The 18,891-nt window shown below is 65.9% G+C and carries 16 protein-coding genes; 8 read left to right on the top strand and 8 right to left on the bottom strand.

All coding sequences use genetic code 11. The features are described from left to right. Positions 1 to 89: 89 nt before the first annotated feature. The 3 genes from NCR35_RS08355 to NCR35_RS08365 all read right to left on the bottom strand — a co-directional run bounded on the left by NCR35_RS08355 (position 90) and on the right by NCR35_RS08365 (position 3,333). A complete protein-coding gene (locus NCR35_RS08355; protein WP_250533997.1) occupies positions 90 to 1,643 on the bottom strand; it encodes an NAD(P)H-hydrate dehydratase in 1,554 nt (517 codons plus the stop codon). Between the two features lie 87 nt (positions 1,644 to 1,730). After that, a complete protein-coding gene (locus tag NCR35_RS08360) occupies positions 1,731 to 3,023 on the bottom strand; it encodes an FAD-dependent oxidoreductase (RefSeq protein WP_250533998.1) in 1,293 nt (430 codons plus the stop codon). 172 nt (positions 3,024 to 3,195) lie between these two features. Further along, complete coding sequence (locus NCR35_RS08365) at positions 3,196 to 3,333, bottom strand: hypothetical protein (RefSeq protein ID WP_250533999.1); 138 nt, start codon at positions 3,331 to 3,333, stop codon at positions 3,196 to 3,198. A gap of 80 nt (positions 3,334 to 3,413) precedes the next feature. Here NCR35_RS08365 and purL point away from each other — a divergent pair, with 80 nt between their 5' ends. Continuing rightward, positions 3,414 to 7,451 (top strand): phosphoribosylformylglycinamidine synthase, encoded by a 4,038-nt coding sequence (gene purL / locus NCR35_RS08370; protein WP_250534000.1) that lies wholly within the window; start codon positions 3,414 to 3,416, stop codon positions 7,449 to 7,451. Between the two features lie 137 nt (positions 7,452 to 7,588). Here the strand turns inward: purL and NCR35_RS08375 are convergent, their stop codons facing one another. The 5 genes from NCR35_RS08375 to NCR35_RS08395 all read right to left on the bottom strand — a co-directional run bounded on the left by NCR35_RS08375 (position 7,589) and on the right by NCR35_RS08395 (position 11,443). Continuing rightward, positions 7,589 to 8,371, bottom strand: a complete 783-nt coding sequence (locus tag NCR35_RS08375; protein ID WP_244848626.1) for a peptidylprolyl isomerase — start codon at positions 8,369 to 8,371, stop codon at positions 7,589 to 7,591. A gap of 82 nt (positions 8,372 to 8,453) precedes the next feature. Beyond that, positions 8,454 to 8,768 (bottom strand): BolA family protein, encoded by a 315-nt coding sequence (locus NCR35_RS08380; protein ID WP_250534001.1) that lies wholly within the window; start codon positions 8,766 to 8,768, stop codon positions 8,454 to 8,456. Beyond that, entirely contained in the window at positions 8,765 to 9,301 is a 537-nt protein-coding gene (locus NCR35_RS08385) for a septation protein A (RefSeq protein WP_244848627.1), read from the bottom strand. The genes NCR35_RS08380 and NCR35_RS08385 overlap by 4 nt, the downstream gene beginning before the upstream one ends. 140 nt (positions 9,302 to 9,441) lie before the next feature. Further along, positions 9,442 to 9,864, bottom strand: coding sequence for a peptide-methionine (R)-S-oxide reductase MsrB (gene msrB / locus NCR35_RS08390; protein WP_175940290.1), 423 nt, complete (start codon positions 9,862 to 9,864; stop codon positions 9,442 to 9,444). Positions 9,865 to 9,907: 43 nt separating this feature from the next. Next, a complete protein-coding gene (locus tag NCR35_RS08395; protein ID WP_502801660.1) occupies positions 9,908 to 11,443 on the bottom strand; it encodes a protein adenylyltransferase SelO in 1,536 nt (511 codons plus the stop codon). A 176-nt stretch (positions 11,444 to 11,619) separates the two neighbouring features. Between NCR35_RS08395 and NCR35_RS08400 the strand changes: the two genes are divergently transcribed. The 7 genes from NCR35_RS08400 (at position 11,620) to NCR35_RS08430 (ending at position 18,889) form a co-directional block, all read left to right on the top strand. Continuing rightward, a complete protein-coding gene (locus NCR35_RS08400; RefSeq protein WP_250534002.1) occupies positions 11,620 to 13,278 on the top strand; it encodes a 3-(methylthio)propionyl-CoA ligase in 1,659 nt (552 codons plus the stop codon). Positions 13,279 to 13,405: 127 nt separating this feature from the next. Then, complete coding sequence (locus NCR35_RS08405; protein ID WP_250534003.1) at positions 13,406 to 15,490, top strand: 3-hydroxyacyl-CoA dehydrogenase NAD-binding domain-containing protein; 2,085 nt, start codon at positions 13,406 to 13,408, stop codon at positions 15,488 to 15,490. Between the two features lie 7 nt (positions 15,491 to 15,497). Continuing rightward, on the top strand, positions 15,498 to 16,124 hold the full coding sequence (gene pncA, locus NCR35_RS08410) for a bifunctional nicotinamidase/pyrazinamidase (RefSeq protein WP_250534004.1): 627 nt from the start codon (positions 15,498 to 15,500) through the stop codon (positions 16,122 to 16,124). Positions 16,125 to 16,187: 63 nt separating this feature from the next. Further along, positions 16,188 to 16,490 carry a Dabb family protein gene (locus NCR35_RS08415; RefSeq protein ID WP_250534005.1) on the top strand — a complete coding sequence of 101 codons (303 nt, stop codon included), beginning with the start codon at positions 16,188 to 16,190 and terminating at the stop codon, positions 16,488 to 16,490. Between the two features lie 5 nt (positions 16,491 to 16,495). Further along, positions 16,496 to 16,981 (top strand): PaaI family thioesterase, encoded by a 486-nt coding sequence (locus tag NCR35_RS08420; protein WP_206468230.1) that lies wholly within the window; start codon positions 16,496 to 16,498, stop codon positions 16,979 to 16,981. Positions 16,982 to 16,995: 14 nt separating this feature from the next. Beyond that, a complete protein-coding gene (locus NCR35_RS08425; protein ID WP_250534006.1) occupies positions 16,996 to 18,000 on the top strand; it encodes an NADP-dependent oxidoreductase in 1,005 nt (334 codons plus the stop codon). A 19-nt stretch (positions 18,001 to 18,019) separates the two neighbouring features. After that, positions 18,020 to 18,889: an SDR family oxidoreductase gene (locus NCR35_RS08430; protein WP_250534007.1), complete on the top strand. Its 870-nt coding sequence runs from the start codon at positions 18,020 to 18,022 to the stop codon at positions 18,887 to 18,889. Positions 18,890 to 18,891 lie beyond the last annotated feature (2 nt).

The raw sequence follows: 18,891 nt of genomic DNA on the forward strand, positions 1-18,891 counted from the left end.
GCGGATGCCCGAATCGAAGCAACGAATCAAAGGGAGTATAGCGACGATGCGCGAATGAATGCTCGCAAGCCGTCACAAGCGCGGCGGCATTAGCCGTTCGGCGGATAAAAGAGGCGGTTGATGAGACCGCGCACTTCGGGCGCGAGTTCGCCCGCCGTCAGCCCCGCCGGTCCGATGCCGCGACCGGTCAGCGACTGCGCGGCGAGTCCGTGCAGATAGACGCCCGCGAGTGCGGCTTCGTACTGCGGCAGCTTTTGCGCGAGCAATGCGCCGATCAATCCGCCGAGCACGTCGCCTGTGCCGCCGGTGGCGAGTCCCGCGTTGCCGGTCGGGTTCACGGCGACGCGCCCATCCGGTGCCGCGATCACCGTGCCCGATCCTTTCAGCACGACAACAGCCGCGAAGCGCGCCGATAGCTGCCGGGCGGCGGCGATGCGATCCGCCTGCACGGCTTTCGCGTCGGATTGCAGAAGCCGCGCGGCCTCCAGCGGATGAGGCGTCAGCACGCACGGATCGCCCGCGCGGCCGCGCGCCGCCACTTCGCCCGCCAGCGCGTCGTCCGTCGCGACGAGGTTAAGCGCGTCGGCATCGAGCAGCTTGGGCATGTCGAGCTTGAGCACATCGGCGAGCACACGCTTCGCGCGATCCGTCTTGCCCATGCCGCAGCCGATGGAAAGCGCATCCGTCTTGTCGAGCGCGAAGCCGTCGACGTGGTGCAGCATCAGCTCGGGATGCGGCGGGTCGTAGGGCGGGCCGCCTTCGCCCAGAAATGCGACGTGGACCTTGCCCGCGCCCGCATAGAGCGCCATGCGCGCCGCGAGGATCGGCGCGCCGCACATGCCCGTGTCGCCGCCCACGACGGCCAGCGTGCCGAACGTGCCCTTGTTGGTCGCGAAGTCGCGCGGCGGCAGGCTCGCCCGGAAAAGCGCTGTCGCGTTGAGCATGATCGAAGGCGCGGCGGGCGGCTCCACGTCCAGCGTCGCGACGTGCAGCGTGCCGCACAGATCGCGGCCGAGCGCGGTGATGAGGCCCGGCTTCGCGCCGATGAAGGTGATCGTCGTGTTCGCGCAGAGCGCCTCGCCGCCGCCGACGGGCGCGCCGGTATCGCTGTCGAGGCCGCTCGGCACATCGAGCGCGAGCACCCGGCCGGACTCGCGCGCGCGACGCGACATGCGCGCGGCCAGCGTCGCGAAGACGCCATCGAGCGGGCGCGTGAGTCCGATGCCGAACATGCCGTCGACGAGCCAGCCGAAACCGTCGAAGGAAGCGGGCGGGTCGCTCTTGATCGGCACGCCGGCCGCCTGCGCGGCATCGAGCGCCCAGCGCGCGTCGTCGGGCTTCACGGCTATCGGCATGCAAACCTCGACGGCCACGCCCGCGCGGTGCAGATGCTCGGCGACCACGAGGGCATCGCCGCCGTTGTTGCCGGGGCCTGCCACGATCCACACCGGCAGCGCGCGGGCACCGGGATCGCGGGAGAGGGCATCGAGCAGATACTGCGCGGCGGCCGCGCCGGCGCGGGCCATCAGTGTGTGCGGCGGCAGCGCGGCGGCGGCTCGCGCTTCGAGGTTGCGCAGTTCCGCGAGCGTCAAGAGCGGGAGCGCGTCGTCGTCGGGCGTAAAGTAGGAAGCGGATGCGGTCATGTTCGCGTAGAAAGAATCGGCGATGGTCCGGCTCGCACCCTTCATGCCACGCCGCGTCAGGCGGGCGGCTCGCGCGTCAGACGCGCATCAGAAGCGTTCCATGCCGATGGCCGCGAGCGTCTCGGCGGGAAGATCGGGCGCGACACCGGAGACGAGATCCGCGACCACTTTAGCAGACCCGCACGCAAGGCCCCAGCCGGCGGGACCGTGCGCCGCGTTGATGAAAAGACGCGGATGCCGCGTCGCGCCGACGACCGGCAGCCCGTCCGCCGAAAGCAGCCGCAAGCCGTCCCACGAACGCGCAGCCGATACGCGCGCGGCACCCGGAATCCAGTCGTGCGTGCCTTGGCCGAGCACGTCGAAGGCGCGGCGCGCGAGCCCGGCGTGCGCGGGTTTGTCGGCTTTCGCGAAGCTCTGGAAAACGCCCGCGCCGCCGACGCGCAGCCGCTGATGCACCCGCGACATCGTGATGCGCTTCACCGAATCGATCACCGTGATATGCGGCGCGCGTTCCTCGTAGGCGACGGGCGCGGTCAGCGTGTGCAGGCGCAGCGGAAACAGCGAAGGCGTGGAGCGAAAGCCGCCGACGAGCGCGGGCGTATCCGCGCCCGCCGCGACGACCACCGCATCGGCGGATATGACTTCGGCGTCGGCGTGGCGCTTCCTGTCGTCCTTCGAGCGGGCAAGCTCGACAGCGGCGCGCCGGTCTTCGAGCCGCAGCGACGCCACTTCGCAATTCATGCGGAACTCGACGCCGGCTTCTTCCAGCAATTGCTTCAGTTGCTTCGTTAAAAGCGGGCAATTGGCGGTGCGTTCTTCGGGGAGCAGAACGCCGCCCGCGAATGCGGGATCGTCCGGCACCGAAGGCTCCGCCCGAACGCATTCGTCAGGCGCAAGCTGCCGGTGCGGCACGCCGAAGCGCTTCAGAAGGTCGATGGCGGCTTGCGCGTCGTCGAGTTCGCGGGCGTGCCGGAAGACGTGCAGCATGCCGACGCGCTGCTCGTAGTCGAGTTCGAAGCGCGCTTCGATATCGGCGAGCGCGCGCCGCGACAGTTCGACGAGCGGCTGCAAGCGCGCGTACTGCGCCTCGAACGCCTGCGGATCGCGCAACTCGCCGAGTCGCTTGAGAAAATCGCGCGCGGCGCCGTCGAAGCCCGTTTTCACGATCATGCCGCTTTGCTTCGCGCGGCTCGACGCCATGAATGTCGGCCCGAACCAGACGTCGAGCGGCGAGGGCAGAAGCGCGCCGCCCTGGCCGTACGTCGCGCCCTGCGCGACGGTCGCGTGGCGCTCGATCACACAGACGCGATGCCCGGCCGCGTGCAACTGATAAGCGGTGGCGATGCCGGCGATTCCTCCGCCGATGACGATGACATCCATGACTTTTTGTGCCCGAGGGCGGGAGAACGCACGCGCGGCGCGGCGCATCGAGCGCCCTGCGAGCCGCGTGTCCTGACGGTAAGACGGCAGGCGCGGCGGCAGGCCGCGCCCGAAGAAAGCGCGCCATGATAGCGCCAAATGCGCCGTCGAGGGACGCCCATTCCAGCACTGCTCACGTGTCAAAAAGCATGTCAGCAAGCCGTGCGACCGAGCCGCCAAATTTCAGGATGACGGGCGCCACCACGACGGCACTGCCCGGCCGGGCGCAGCCGATTTCGAGACGCATCCGGGTTATAATCGCGGTCTTCACTCCGCCTCACGCCGCTTTCCCGCACTCGGCGCGCCGAGTGCCATCGAGCGGCTCACAGACGTCATCGACGCACCGTCACAATGGCCCATTTCTCGTGTTTCCCCGGCGCTTCGGCCCTCTCCGATTTCCGTCAGACTCGTCTCCTCGAAACGCTGGCCCGCATCGACGCCAACATCGTCGGCGTGCGCGGACAATTCCTGCATTTCGTCAACGCGTCCGAGCCACTCAGCGACGAGGACACGAACCGCATCCACGCGCTGATGCACTACGGCACGCCGTTCGCGGACCAGAAAGAGCGCGGCCACGTCGAAACGTTCCTCGTCGTGCCGCGCTTCGGCACCGTGTCGCCGTGGGCGAGCAAGGCGACCGACATCGCGCATCACTGCGGTCTGACGCAGGTGCGGCGCATCGAGCGCGGCGTCGAGTATTCGGTCGTCATGAAAAGCGGGCTGCTCGGCGGCAAGAAGGCGCTGTCGGACGAAGCGCGCGCGCAGGTCGCGGCCGCGCTGCACGATCGCATGACCGAAAGCGTCGCGGCATCGCGCGATCAGGCACTGCATCTCTTCGATGAACTGCCCGCGAAGCCGCTGCAAACGGTCGATATCATCGGCACCGGGCGCGCCGCGCTGGAAGCGGCGAACGTCGAACTGGGTCTCGCGCTGGCGGACGACGAGATCGACTATCTGGTCAACGCGTTCCAAGCCCTCGGGCGCAATCCGACCGATGTCGAACTGATGATGTTCGCGCAGGCCAACAGCGAGCACTGCCGCCACAAGATCTTCAACGGCGAGTGGACCATCGACGGCGAGAAGCAGGACATGTCGCTCTTCCAGATGATCCGCAACACGGAGAAGCTGAATCACGAAGGGACGATCGTCGCGTATTCGGACAACTCGGCGATCATGCGGGGCGGCGTGGCGGAACGCTGGTTCCCGCGCGGCGAGAGCGAGCACTACGAGCGCCACGTCGAGCTGACGCACACGCTGATGAAGGTCGAGACGCACAATCACCCGACCGCCATTTCCCCGTTCGCGGGCGCGGCGACGGGCTCGGGCGGCGAAATCCGCGATGAAGGCGCGACCGGCCGCGGCGCGCGTCCGAAAGCGGGTCTCGCAGGCTTCACGGTGTCGAATCTGGATCTGCCCGACGCGCGTCAGAAGTGGGAAAACGCCCGCGACAGCGCCACGCCGCGGTCCGCGCGCAATCCCGCCGACACGCACGAGCCGTATGGCCGCCCGAACCGCATCGCTTCGCCGTTGCAGATCATGATCGACGGCCCGATCGGCGCGGCTGCCTTCAACAACGAATTCGGCCGGCCGAATCTCGGCGGCTACTTCCGCACTTACGAGCAGAACGTGGCGGGCCGCGTGCGCGGCTATCACAAGCCGATCATGATCGCGGGCGGCATCGGCAATATCTCGGACCAGCACACGCACAAGCACGACTTGCCGGCCGGCACGCTCCTGATCCAGATCGGCGGGCCGGGCATGCGCATCGGCATGGGCGGCGGCGCGGCTTCGTCGATGGCCACGGGCGCGAACACCGCCGAGCTCGACTTCGATTCCGTGCAGCGCGGCAATCCCGAGATTCAGCGCCGCGCGCAGGAAGTCATCAACGCGTGCTGGCAGATGGGCGAGCGCAACCCGATTCTGTCGATTCACGACGTCGGCGCGGGCGGCATTTCGAACGCGTTTCCGGAACTCGTCGACGGCGCGGGCAAGGGCGCGCGCTTCGAACTGCGCAAGGTGCAACTCGAAGAAAGCGGGCTGTCGCCGCGCGAAATCTGGTCGAACGAAGCGCAAGAGCGCTACGTGCTGGCGATTGCACCCGCCGATCTGACCGCGTTCGAAGCCATCTGCGCGCGCGAGCGTTGCCCGGTCGCGGTCGTCGGCGTGGCGACGGAAGAGCGTCAACTGAAACTGATCGACGACGAGAACGAAGGCCAGCAGCCGGTCGACATGCCGATGGACGTGCTGCTCGGCAAGCCGCCGAAGATGCATCGCGACGTGAAGCGCGAGCGCGCGCAGTTCGAGCCGGTGGACGTGACCGGCCTCGCGCTGTCGGAAGTCGCGCTCGACGTGCTGAAGCATCCGACGGTGGCGAGCAAGTCGTTTCTGATCACCATCGGCGACCGCTCGGTGGGCGGCACGACCGCGCGCGACCAGTTCGTCGGTCCGTGGCAGGTGCCCGTCGCCGACTGCGCGATCACGACGATGGACTACGCGGGCTTTCGCGGGGAAGCGATGACGATGGCCGAGCGCACGCCGCTCGCCGTGATCGACGCGCCGGCTTCCGGCCGCATGGCCGTCGGCGAAGCGGTGACGAACATCGCGTCCGCGCCGATCGAATCGCTGAACAAGCTGAAGCTCTCCGCCAACTGGATGGCCGCGTGCGGCAGCCCGGGCGAAGACGCCGCGCTCTATGCGACCGTGAAGGCGATCGGCATGGAACTGTGCCCGGCGCTGGGCATCAGCATTCCGGTCGGCAAGGATTCGCTGTCGATGCGCACCAAATGGCAGGACGCGCGCGGCGCGCAAAAGGAAGTGGTGTCGCCGGTGTCGCTCATCATCTCGGCGTTCGCGCCGGTCGAAGACGTGCGCCGGCATCTGACGCCGCAACTCGTCGCCGATACGAACACCGTGCTCATCGCGATCGATCTCGGGCGCGGGCGCAATCGCCTCGGCGGCAGCATTCTCGCGCAAGTCACGCAGCAGGTCGGCGACGCCGTGCCCGACCTGGACGACGCCGAAGACCTGAAGCGCTTCTTCGCCGCCATCCAGTCGCTCAATGCAGACGGCAAGCTGCTCGCGTACCACGACCGCTCGGACGGCGGCCTCTGGGCGACGGTCTGCGAAATGGCGTTCGCCGGGCACGTGGGCGTGTCGCTGAACGTTGACATGCTGACGCTCGACGCCGAGCACGAATCCGATTACGGCGACGCCAAGGACTGGGCAAAGCAGACGAGCGGCCGCCGCGACGACCGCACTGTTCGCGCGCTCTTCGCCGAAGAACTGGGTGCGGTCGTGCAGGTGCGCGCAGCCGACCGCGACGCGGTGCTCGCCGCATTGCGCGAACACGGTTTGTCGGCGTGCTCGCACGTGATCGGCAAGCCGAACGAGCGCGATGCCGTCGAGATTTATCGCGACGCGAAGAAGATTTTCGATGCGCCGCGTGTCGAACTGCATCGCGCATGGAGCGAGGTGAGCTGGCGCATCGCGCGTCTGCGTGACAATCCGGCCTGCGCGGACGCCGAGTACGACGCGCTGCTCGACGCGAGCGACCCGGGCCTTTCGCCGGTGCTCACGTTTGATCCGGCGCAAGACGTGGCCGCGCCTTTCATTGCGACGAACAAGCGCCCGCGCGTGGCGATTCTGCGCGAGCAGGGCGTGAACTCGCATCTGGAGACGGCGTACGCTTTCGACCGCGCCGGCTTCGACGCGCACGACGTGCACATGAGCGACCTGCTCGAAGGCCGCGCGACGCTCGCCGATTTCGCGGGCGCGGTGGCGTGCGGCGGCTTCTCGTACGGCGACGTGCTCGGCGCGGGCGAGGGCTGGGCGAAGACCATCCGCTTCAATCCGCGCCTCGCGGACATGTTCGCGGCGTTCTTCGCGCGCCAGGACACGTTCGCGCTCGGCATCTGCAATGGCTGCCAGATGATGTCGAGCCTCGCGTCGATCATCCCGGGCGCGGAAAGCTGGCCGAAGTTCACGCGCAACAAGTCCGAGCAGTTCGAGGCGCGCTTCTCGCTGGTGGAAGTGCAGAGCTCGCCGTCGATCTTCTTTGCCGGCATGGAAGGCTCGCGCATTCTGGTGGCGGTCGCGCACGGCGAAGGCTTCGCTGACTTCTCGCAACAGGGCGATGCAGCGAGCGCGCTCGTCGCGATGCGTTTCGTCGATCATCGCGGCAACGCGACGGAGCAGTATCCGTTCAACCCGAACGGGTCGCCGCAGGGCATTACGTCGGTCACGACGCCGGATGGCCGCTTCACGGTGCTGATGCCGCACATGGAGCGCGTGCATCGCAATGTGCAGATGAGCTGGACGCCCGCCGACTGGACCACCGACGCGAGCCCGTGGCTGCGCGCGTTCCAGAACGCGCGACGCTTCCTCGGCTGATCGCGCGTAAGCGCAGAGCCACGCCCCGGAGCCTCGGCTGCCGGGGCGTTTTTTTGCGCTACGCGGTTCCAAAAGCAACAAAGCCGCCCGAGGGCGGCTTTGTCGTACATCGCGCGAGTTCGCGGCGGGAAGGCGTTTTACTTGATGACCGCTTTCTTGCGCAAATTCTCTTCGAACGCCTGCAGCTTTTCCTGCTGCATTTGCTGCGCGATTTGCGCCTTGACCTGATCGAACGGCGGCGGCGCGACGTCGCGGCTGTCGTCGAGGCGGATGATGTGCCAGCCGAACTGCGTCTTGACCGGCGCGGCCGTGACTTCGCCCTTCTTGAGCTTCTCGGCCGCGGCGCCGAATTCCGGCACGTACGCCGACGGCGACGACCAGTCGAGATCGCCGCCGTTCTTGCCCGATCCCGGGTCCTTCGAGTACTGCTTCGCCAGATCTTCGAAGCTCGCACCGCCCTTGATCTTCGCGATCAGGTCCTTGGCCTGGTCTTCGTTCTCCACGAGGATGTGATGCAGATGCAGTTCCTTGCCGCCGCCTTGCTGCTTCACGAGCTGGTCGTAGCGCGCCTTGATCTCGGCGTCGGTCGGCTTGTTCTTCGCGAGGTAGTCTTCGATCATCGCGCGCAGCACGACGGTCTGCTGCGCGACGGCCAGTTGCGCCTTCACGTCGGGGCGGTTCGCCACGCCTTCGCGGGCGGCTTCCTGCATCAGGATTTCACGGTTAATCAGTTCTTCGCGCACGGCCTGTTGTAGTTGCGGCGAATCCTGCTGACCCTGCTGGACGAGTTGCTTCACGAGCGCATCGGCGCGCGACGTGGGAATCGGCGTGCCGTTCACGACAGCGATGTTCTGCGCGAACGCGGGAGCCGCCGCGAACGCAGCCAGCAACACCCAGACACGGGTTTTTTTCAAAGTCATCGGAGGTTCCTAACTGAACGAACAGACTGAACAAACAGACGCCTTCAAAGGCGGGTTTAGCGAGATCGGGCCGAACCGCGATTTATTCGAATTGTTCTGCGAACTGTTGCGGCGTATAAGCCCGGATGGCGAGCGCGTGCACGCCGCGCCGCATTTCTTCGGCCAGCGCATCATACACCAGCCGATGCCGCGCCACGCGCGCCTTGCCGGCAAAGCGTTCCGCGACGATCGTCACCGTGTAGTGGCTGCCTGACGCGGCGCCTGTGTGGCCCGCGTGCGCGGCGCTGTCGTCCTCGATATGGACGGACTGCGGATCGAGCGCGGCGTTCAGCCGCGCTTCGAGATGCGCGATCTTGCCCTGCGCGCTGGCGGCCATGAAATCGAACGGAGCGGTCATTGGTTGTCCTCCTTCATGTACTTCGCGAGCCAGAAACTCTGCGCGACGATGAACAGCACGAGGCAGCCGGTCGCGCCGAAGAGCTTGAAGTTGACCCACTGGTCGGTCGTGAAGTGATAGGCGACGAAGAGATTCACGATGCCGAGCAGCGCGAAGAACACCGCCCACGCGATATTCAACTGTCCCCATACGCGATGCGGCAGCACGATCTGCTTGCCCATCATCGCTTCGATCAGATTCTTCCTGAAGCCGAGTTGCGCGACGATCAGCGCGAACGCGAACAGCCAGTAAAGGGCAGTGGGCTTCCACTTGATAAACGTGTCGTTATGCAGCACGAGCGTCGCGCCGCCGAACACGACGACGACGCCAAGGCTTACCCACAACATCGGATCGACCTTGCGGTGCCGGAACGCGACCCACGCGATCTGCACGAGCGTCGCCGCGATCGCCACGGCCGTCGCCGTATAGATGCCCCATATCTTGAAAGCGACGAAAAAAAGGATGATCGGAAACAGATCGAACAGGAATTTCATTGGCGTTTCGGAGATGAGGCGAATGGTGCGATGCGGGGCGCGACGACGCTAAACGAACGCCCGCTCGGGAGAGCGGGCGCGGGTCGGGCGTCGGCCACGAGCGAGTGTGCTGGCCCGTGTCCGTTCAAGGCTGAACCCGGTTACTTGGGTTCGAATTGTAGCGCAGCCGAGTTGATGCAATACCGCAGGCCGGTCGGCGCGGGGCCGTCCTCGAACACATGGCCGAGATGCGCGCCGCAGTTCTTGCACTGCACTTCGATGCGCAGCATGCCGTGCGAGCGGTCGGTCTTTTCCTGGATCACTTCGCCGTTGATCGGCTTGAAGTAGCTCGGCCAGCCGCAGCCGGCGTCGAACTTGGTGTCGGATTCGAAGAGCGGCGTGCCGCAACACACGCAGTCGTACACGCCGCGCTCGAAGTGATCCCAGTACTCGCCGGTGAACGGCCGTTCGGTCGCCGCATGGCGGGTGACCTGATATTGCATTTCGTTGAGTTCGCGGCGGTAAACCGCGTCGTCCTTTTGCAGCGGATGCTCGGTGGCGCCGGGGGTGTCGTCTCGGTTCATGGTCTTCCTTTCGTTGCTCTGGGCTGTGTAGTTGGGGGCGGGCTCAGGAAGAACAACTCACTTCCAGATCGCTCGCCCAGTCCGGCGGCAGGCCGGCGTAAGCCTCGTTTTCGGGTTGCTCGTCGAACGGGCGGCGCAGCACGTCGAGCAGGCGCGCGACTTCCGAGAAATCCTTCTCGTTCGCCTGACGGATGGCCTGCTCGGCCAGATGATTGCGCAGCACGAACTTCGGGTTCACGCGATTCATCGCCGCGGCGCGGGACGCGTCGTCGCGCGGTTCGTGCGCGAGGCGCTCGCGATACTGCACGGCCCAGGCGTCGAAGGCCGCGCGATCGAGGAAAAGATCGCGCACGGGCGCATCGCCCGATGCATCTGCTTTCGAGAGCTTCGACAGATTGCGGAAGGTCAGCGTGAAGTCCGCGCGATTCGCATGCATGATTTCCAGCAGGCCGTTGGCGAGCTTGTCGTCGCCTTCGCGCGCGGTTTCGAGACCGAGCTTTGCGCGCATCTTGTCTTCGAGCGCGGGCGCGAAGTACGTTTTGTAGCGTTCGAGCACCTTCTGCGCTTCCTCGACCACGCGTTCCGCGCGGCCTTCTTCCGGCAGCTTCGCGCCGAAGAGCGGCACGAGCGCCTGCGCGAGACAAAAGAGGTTCCAGTACCCGACCTGCGGCTGCCGGCTATACGAATAGCGGCCTTGCGTGTCCGAGTGATTGCAGATGTGATGCGCGTTGAAGCCGTCCATGAAGCCGAACGGACCGTAGTCGATCGTGAGGCCGAGAATCGACATGTTGTCGGTATTCATCACGCCGTGGCAGAAGCCCACGCCCTGCCATTGCGCCATGAGTTCCGCCGTGCGTCGCACGACTTCATCGAGGAGCGCGAGATACGGATCGTCGGCGTCGCGGCACTGCGGATAGAAACGCTCGATGACGTGATCCGCCAGCGTCTTGAGATCGTCCACACGCTCGTTCGCATAGAAGTGCTCGAAGTTGCCGAAGCGCACGAAGCTCGGCGCGATGCGCGTGGCGATCGCCGCTGTCTCGATGGTCTCCCGGCGCACCGGCAGGTCGGAACCGATGACGCCGAGCGCGCGCGTCGTCGGAATGCCGAGATGATGCATCGCCTCCGAGCACAGGAATTCGCGAATGGACGAGCGCAGCACCGCGCGGCCATCGCCCATGCGCGAATACGGCGTGCGGCCCGCGCCTTTCAGCTGCACTTCGAGGCGCGCGTCGGCACGGTCGACTTCGCCGAGCGTGAGCGCGCGGCCATCGCCCAATTGACCGGCCCACACGCCGAACTGATGCCCCGAATAGACCGCGGCATAGGGCAGCGCCTCGGGCGGCCATTCGCGCGTGGGGTTGCCCGCGAAGTAAGCGGCGAACGCGGCTGCTTCCTCTTGTGCGATGCGCGCGTCGAAGCCGAGCAGTTCGGCTGCCTCACGCGACACGGCGACGACATACGGATCGGGAACGGGCGTGGCGGGAAGGCGGGTGAGAAACGCGGGACCGAGCGAGGCGAACGAGCCGGGGCGGTTGCTTTGGATCGACTCGGCGACTTCTTGCATCGACTGCGGCATCGACTGCGCGCCAAGTTCGGATTCGGCTGCGCCGGTCGTTGCGCGCACGGCATTGCTTGGGGAAAACGACATGTTGAGCGCCTCTGAGTTAAACGATATTGTAATTCCGCGCCCGCGGGCCTGCAGGGCGGCACTCGGGCAGCTGTCGGACCATCTATTCGTCGAGGACTTCACACATGGCGTCGCCGCTTTACGGTCAGATGATGGACATTCCGCTGCTCGCGTCGTCATTGCTCTCGCATGCGGCGCGCCACTTCGGCGATACGGAGATCGTGTCGAAGCGCATCGAAGGCGACATTCATCGCTACACGTATCGCGATTGCGAGAAGCGCGCGAAGCAACTCGCGCAGGCGCTCATCGCGCTCGGCGTCGAACAGGGCGAGCGCATCGGCACGCTCGCGTGGAACGGCTATCGGCATCTGGAGTGCTATTACGGCGTGAGCGGCATGGGCGCCGTGTGCCACACCATCAATCCGCGGCTCTTTCCGGATCAGATCGCCTTCATCATCGACCACGCGGACGATTCATACGTCTTCTTCGACATGACGTTCTGGCCGCTCGTCGAACGCATCGCGCAGCATTGTCCGAACGTGAAGGGCTGGATCGCACTGGGCGATGCGTCGTGCATCGCCGAACATCTCGGCGACATGAGCGTGCCCGTGATGAGCTACGAAAGCCTCATCGCGCCACAGGACGGCGTGTTCGAATGGCCGGTGCTCGACGAGCGGCAAGCCTCGTTTCTCTGCTACACGTCGGGAACGACCGGCAATCCGAAGGGCGCGCTGTATTCGCATCGCTCGACCGTGCTGCATGCGTACGCCGCCGCGCTGCCCGATGCGATGGGCGCCTCGTCGAGCGATGCCATTCTTCCCGTCGTGCCGATGTTCCACGTCAATGCGTGGGGCATTCCGCATGCCGGACCGCTCGTCGGCGCGAAGCTCGTGTTTCCGGGCAAGGACCTCGACGGCAAGTCGCTCCATGAACTGATGGAAGCCGAAGGCGTCACGTTTTCGGCGGGCGTGCCGACGGTTTGGCTCGGACTCCTGAATTATATGAAGCAGGCGGACAAGCGCTTCACGACGCTCAAGCGCACCGTGATAGGCGGCTCCGCGTGTCCGCCCGCGATGCTGCGCACGTTCGAAGAAGAGTACGGCGTCGAAGTGATTCACGCGTGGGGCATGACGGAGATGTCGCCGCTCGGCACGCTCGCGCGGCTGTCGTTCCGCCAGAAGCAGCGCTCGCCGGAGGAGCAGCGCGCATCGCGCGAGAAGCAGGGCCATGCGCTTTTCGGCGTGGATATGAAAGTGGTCGGCGACGACGGTCGCGAACTGCCGTGGGACGGCCAGTCGTTCGGCGATCTCTACGTGCGCGGGCCGTGGGTCATCGACCGCTATTACCGCCGCGACGAATCCCCGCTCGTCGACGGCTGGTTCCCGACCGGCGACGTCGCGACCATCGACGCCGACGGCTTCATGCACATCACCGACCGCAGCAAGGACGTGATCAAGTCGGGCGGCGAATGGATCAGCTCGATCGATCTGGAAAACATCGCGATGTCGCATCCGCAAGTGGCGGAGGCGGCGTGTATCGCGTGTTCGCATCCGAAGTGGACGGAGCGGCCGATCATCGTCGCCGTGCTGCGGCCGGGCGCGACGCTCACGCGCGACGAATTGCTCGCGTTCTACGAAGGCAAGGTCGCGAAGTGGTGGATTCCGGATGACGTCGTGTTCGCCGACGAGTTGCCGCATACCGCCACGGGCAAGCTCCAGAAGGTGCGGCTGCGCGAGCAGTATCGCGATCATGTGCTGCCGGTCGCGGAAGAAAAGGCCGTCTGATAAGCCTCGCGCCGCAGGGCGTTCCTGCTCGCAGCGCACTAGGGCACAGCCGAATTGCACGGTCGTTCGTCTTTGTGTATTTTTCCCCGATCGCCCACAATGAGCCATCACGCGAGAGGGAACATCCATGGCAGTCGACTATACGATCCGCGAAGGCGTTGCCGTCATCACGCTCGACAATCCGCCGGTCAACGGGCTCGGACATTCGACGCGGCTTGGCATCGTCGAGGGCATCGAGCGGGCGCGAAGCGATGCGTCGGTGCATGCGATCGTGCTGATCGGCGCGGGCAAGGCGTTCTCAGGCGGCGCGGACATCACCGAATTCAATACGCCGAAAGCGACGCAGGAGCCGACGCTTGCCACCGTCATCAAGGCCGTCGAAGGCAGCGAGAAGCCGGTCGTCGCCGCGATCCACGCGGTCGCGATGGGCGGCGGGCTGGAACTCGCGCTCGGGGCGCACTACCGCATCACGTTGCCGGGCGCGCAGATCGCGTTGCCGGAAGTGAAGCTCGGCCTGCTGCCCGGCGCGGGCGGCACACAGCGTCTGCCGCGCGTCGTCGGACTCGAACGCGCGCTCGACATGATCGTGTCCGGCACGCCGGTGCGATCGGAGAAACTCGCCGACACCGCGCTCTTCGATGAAATGGCGCAAGGCGATTTGCTTGATGCCGCCATCGGCTTCGCGCGGCGCATGGCCGAACGAGGCGGTGCTCGTCCGAAAGTGCGCGATCGCCCGATTACGCATCCCGACGCCGCGCGTTGCTTCGAGTCCGCACGCCAGGCGATTGCCGAGAAAGCCAGGCACTTCCCCGCGCCTCACAAGTGCATCGATGCCATTGAGATGGGCGCGAAGGAAGGCTTCGATCGCGGTCTCGCCTTCGAGCGCGAGTGCTTTCTCTTTCTCGTGCAGACGCCTGAAAGCCGCGCGCTGCGGCATGCGTTCTTCGCCGAGCGCGCGGCAAGCAAGATCGCCGATGTGCCGTCCAATACGCCGGTTCGAAAAATAGAACGCATCGGCGTGATCGGCGCAGGAACGATGGGCGGCGGCATCGCGATGAACTTCGTCAACGCGGGCTTACCGGTCGTGCTGCTGGAAACGAAACAGGACGCGCTCGAGCGCGGCCTCGCCACCGTGCGGCGCACCTACGAAGCGCAGGTGAAAAAGGGCAAGCTCACGCCGGAACAGGTCGAAGCCCGCATGCAGCTCGTGCATCCGACGCTCGATTACGCCGATCTCGCGCAAGCCGATCTGATCGTCGAAGCCGTGTTCGAAGACCTCGACGTGAAGGCGCAAGTCTTCCGCCAACTGGACGCGATCGCAAAGCCCGGCGCGATTCTCGCGTCGAATACGTCGACACTCGATCTCGACAAGATCGCGGCATTCACGCAGCGTCCGGGCGATGTGATCGGCATGCACTTCTTCAGTCCTGCCAACGTCATGAAGCTGCTCGAAGTGGTGCGCGGTGAAAAGACCGACAAAGACGTGCTCGCGACCGTCATGCAACTCGCCAGAAAGATCGGCAAGACGGCGGTGGTGGCGCGCGTGTGCGACGGCTTCATCGGCAACCGCATGGTCGAGCAGTATCTGCGGCAGGCGCTTTTCATGCTCGAAGAAGGCGCGCTGCCGGCGCAGATCGACCGCGCGATCGAGACCTTCGGCTTCGCGATGGGTCCATTCCGCATGAGCGATCTCGCGGGCAACGACATCGGCTGGGCGATTCGCAAACGGCGCTATCGCGAGCAGCCGGACATGCGCTATTCGGGCGTCGCGGACCGGCTGTGCGAATTGGGCCGCTTCGGGCAAAAGACCGGCGCGGGCTGGTACGACTACGAAGCCGGCTCGCGCGAGGCGAAGCCGTCGCAGGCAGTGATCGAGATGATCGTCGCGTATTCGAAGGAACAGGGCATCGCGCGGCGCGAGATAAGCGATGAAGAGATCGTCGAGCGGCTCGTGCTGTCGCTCGTCAACGAGGGCGCGAAGATTCTTGAAGAAGGCATCGCGGCGAAGGCATCGGATATCGACATCGTGTATCTGACGGGCTACGGCTTTCCGTTGTGGCGCGGCGGGCCGATGTTTCATGCCGACACGCTCGGCCTGCCGAACGTCGAGCGCGCCATGCGCAAGTACGCCGCGCAACGCAACGGCGAAGCATGGCAGCCGGCTGCGCGCATCATCGAACTGGCGGCCAGCAACGGCCGCTTCAATGCATGAGTGCCGAATGAAATCAGCGGAAGAAGTGCTTCTTGTCGTCGACGTGCAGTACGACTTCATGCCCGGCGGCGCGCTCGCGGTCGCGCGGGGCGATGAAGTGGTGCGCGTCATCAACCGGCTCGCGAAGGCGTTCTCGCATGTGGTGCTGACGCAGGACTGGCATCCGGCGTCGCATGTGTCGTTCGCGGCGAATCACGCGGGACGCGCGCCGTTCGAGACCATCGCGATGCCTTATGGCGAACAGGTGCTGTGGCCGCCGCATTGCGTGCAGGGCACGCAGGGCGCGGCGCTGCATCGCGATCTCGACGTGCCCCATGCGCGGCTCATCGTGCGCAAGGGGCATCACGAGCAGGTCGACAGCTACTCGGCGTTCGTCGAGGCGGATCGCACGACGCCGACCGGACTCGCCGGCTATCTGCGCGAAATGGGCGCGAAGCGCGTATGGCTCGCGGGACTCGCCACCGATTATTGCGTCGCGTGGTCCGCGCTCGATGCGCGCGCCGCGGGCTTCGAAGCGAGCGTGATCGAAGACGCGTGCCGCGCGATCGACCTGAACGGCTCGCTCGACCGCGCGTGGTCCGACATGCGCGCGGCGGGCGTCGCGCGGGTGCGGTCGGACGATGTCACCGGCTAAGGCTGCTCGCGATTTTTGCTACGCTTGGCGCTTCGTTCGTTCATTCGCATTACAGGAGCCGCCGTGCTACGTCACATCGTCATGTGGAAGTTGAAAGAGACCGCCGAGGGCGCCAGTCGCGCGGAGAACGCGCACAAGCTGAAGACTAAGCTCGAAACCTGCCGCAGCCTCGTGAAAGGGCAGGGACACTTCGAGGTCGGCATCGCGCAGCCGGGCTTCGACTGCACGTATGACGTCGTGCTCGTCTCGGACTTCGACGACACCGCTTCGCTCCAGGCTTATCAGGTCCATCCGAAGCATCTCGCGGTAAAGGACTTCGTGACGGCGGTTCACGAAGCGCGTCAATGCCTCGACTACGAAGTGTGATCGCGATGACCGATACGCAAAAACAGCCCGCGAACCACGCCATCGCAATCGAAAGCCCGTTCATCGACGCGCTCGGCGTGCAACTCGTGAAAGCCGTCGATGGCGAAGGCGAAGTGCGCCTGCCGCTCGGTGAAGCGCATCTGAACACGTGGGGCATCGCGCATGGCGGCGTCACGATGACGCTGCTCGACGCGGCGCTCGCCATTGCGGCGCGCAGTGTCGCGGGCGATGGCGTCGGCGTCGTCACCGTCGAGATGAAGGTGAACTTCATGCAGCCGGGACGCGGCGAGTTGCGCGGCTACGGCCGCGTGCTGCACCGCTCGACGACGATGGCCTACTGCGAAGGCGAAATCCGCGACAGCGAAGGGCACTTCGTCGCGAAGGCGCTCGGCACGTTCAAGTACATGAAGCGGCTCGCGGTGGGCCGCGACGTCGTGCGTCAGAAACTGCGTTCCGATCCGGCGGCCACGCCCGGACCGAGCGACGCCTGATCAGGAGACTTCCTATGGCAAACGCCAGCATCAATCGTCAGGTACTGCTCGTTTCGCGCCCGCAGGGCGAAGCGTCGGCGGACAACTTCAGGCTCGTCGAGACGCCGCTCGCGCCGCTCGGCGAAGGCCAGGTGCGCGTGCGCAATCACTATCTCTCGCTCGATCCGTACATGCGCGGACGGATGAACGACACGAAGTCGTACGCGCCGCCGCAACCGCTCAACGAAGTGATGGTCGGCGGAACGGTCGGCGAGGTGATCGAATCGCGCAACCCGGCGTTCAAGCCGGGCGACAAGGTCGTCGGCATGTTCGGCTGGCAGGAATACGGCACGTCCGATGGCAAAGGTCTGCAGATCGTCGATACGACGCATGTGCCGCTGTCGGCCTATCTGGGGCCGGTGGGCATGCCGGGCGTGACGGCGTGGTACGGGCTTAACCGCATCATCGAGCCGAAGGCGGGCGAGACGGTCGTCGTATCGGCGGCGAGCGGAGCGGTCGGCAGCGTGGTCGGGCAACTCGCGAAAGCGGCAGGCTGCCGCGCGGTCGGCATTGCGGGCGGCGAGGAAAAGTGCCGCTATGTGGTGGAGACGCTCGGCTTCGATGCCTGCGTCGACTACAAGGCGGGCAATCTGCGCGACGATCTCAAAGCGGCCGCGCCGAACGGCGTCGACGGCTACTTCGAGAACGTCGGCGGCGAAGTGCTCGATGCGGTGCTCGCGCGCATGAATGCTTTCGGCCGCATCGCGCTGTGCGGCATGATTTCCGGCTACGACGGCAAGCCCTTGCCGATGAAAGCGCCCGCGCTTCTGCTCACGCAGCGGCTGAAGCTGCAAGGGTTCATCGTCAGCGAGCACATGGACGTGTGGCCGCAGGCGTTGAAGGAACTGGGCGCTGCGGTCGCGAGCGGAAAGCTCAAGTATCGCGAGACGATTGCAGAAGGCATCGAAAGCGCGCCGGAGGCGTTCCTCGGCCTCTTGCGCGGCAAGAACTTCGGCAAGCAACTCGTCAAGCTGATCTAAGGACAGCAGAGGAAATCGCGTGGATCGTTTCGAAGGCAAGGTCGCCGTCATCACCGGCGCGGGCAGCGGCTTCGGCCGCGAGTTCGCGTATAAGGCCGCGTCGCTCGGCATGAAGCTCGTGCTTGCCGATATCGACAACGCCGCACTCGCGGCCACCGTCGACGCCGTGCGCGCGCACGGCAGCGATGCGCTCGGCGTGCGCACGGACGTCTCGGATGCGGCGCAAGTCGATGCGCTCGCCCAGTCCGCGCTCGATGCCTACGGCGGCGTGCATCTGCTTTTCAACAACGCGGGCGTGGGCGCGGGCGGCTTCGTCTGGGAGAACAGCCCGAAGGACTGGCAGTGGGTCTTCGGCGTGAACGTGATGGGCGTGGCGAACGGCGTGCGCGCGTTCACGCCGATCATGCTGAAGCAGGGCGAGCCGGCGCATATCGTGAACACGGCGTCGGTGGCGGGCCTGCTGGCCGCGCCCGCGATGGGCGTCTACAACGCATCGAAGCATGCGGTCGTCGCGCTGACCGAGACGCTGTATCACGATCTGCGGCTCGCGGGCGCGTCCATCGGCGTGTCGCTCTTGTGCCCGGCGTTCGTGCCGACCGGCATTGCAAACGCCGAACGCTCGCGGCCCGACGCGCTGGCCAACGACGCGCCGCTCACCGCATCGCAGAAGATGGCCGCGCGGCAGTTGACGCGCGCGGTGGAAAGCGGGCGGCTCTCGGCGCGCGACATCGCCGAGATGACGTTCGATGCGGTCCGCGAAGGCCGTTTCTATGTGGTCACGCATCCGGGCATCATGGCGTCGATTCGCCTGCGGCTCGACGATATCGCGCAACTGCGCAACCCGAGCGATCCGATGTCGGTCAAGGGCGAAGCCAAGCGGGGCGTTTGACG

The organism is Caballeronia sp. AZ10_KS36 (assembly GCF_023631105.1).
GTDB lineage: Bacteria > Pseudomonadota > Gammaproteobacteria > Burkholderiales > Burkholderiaceae > Caballeronia.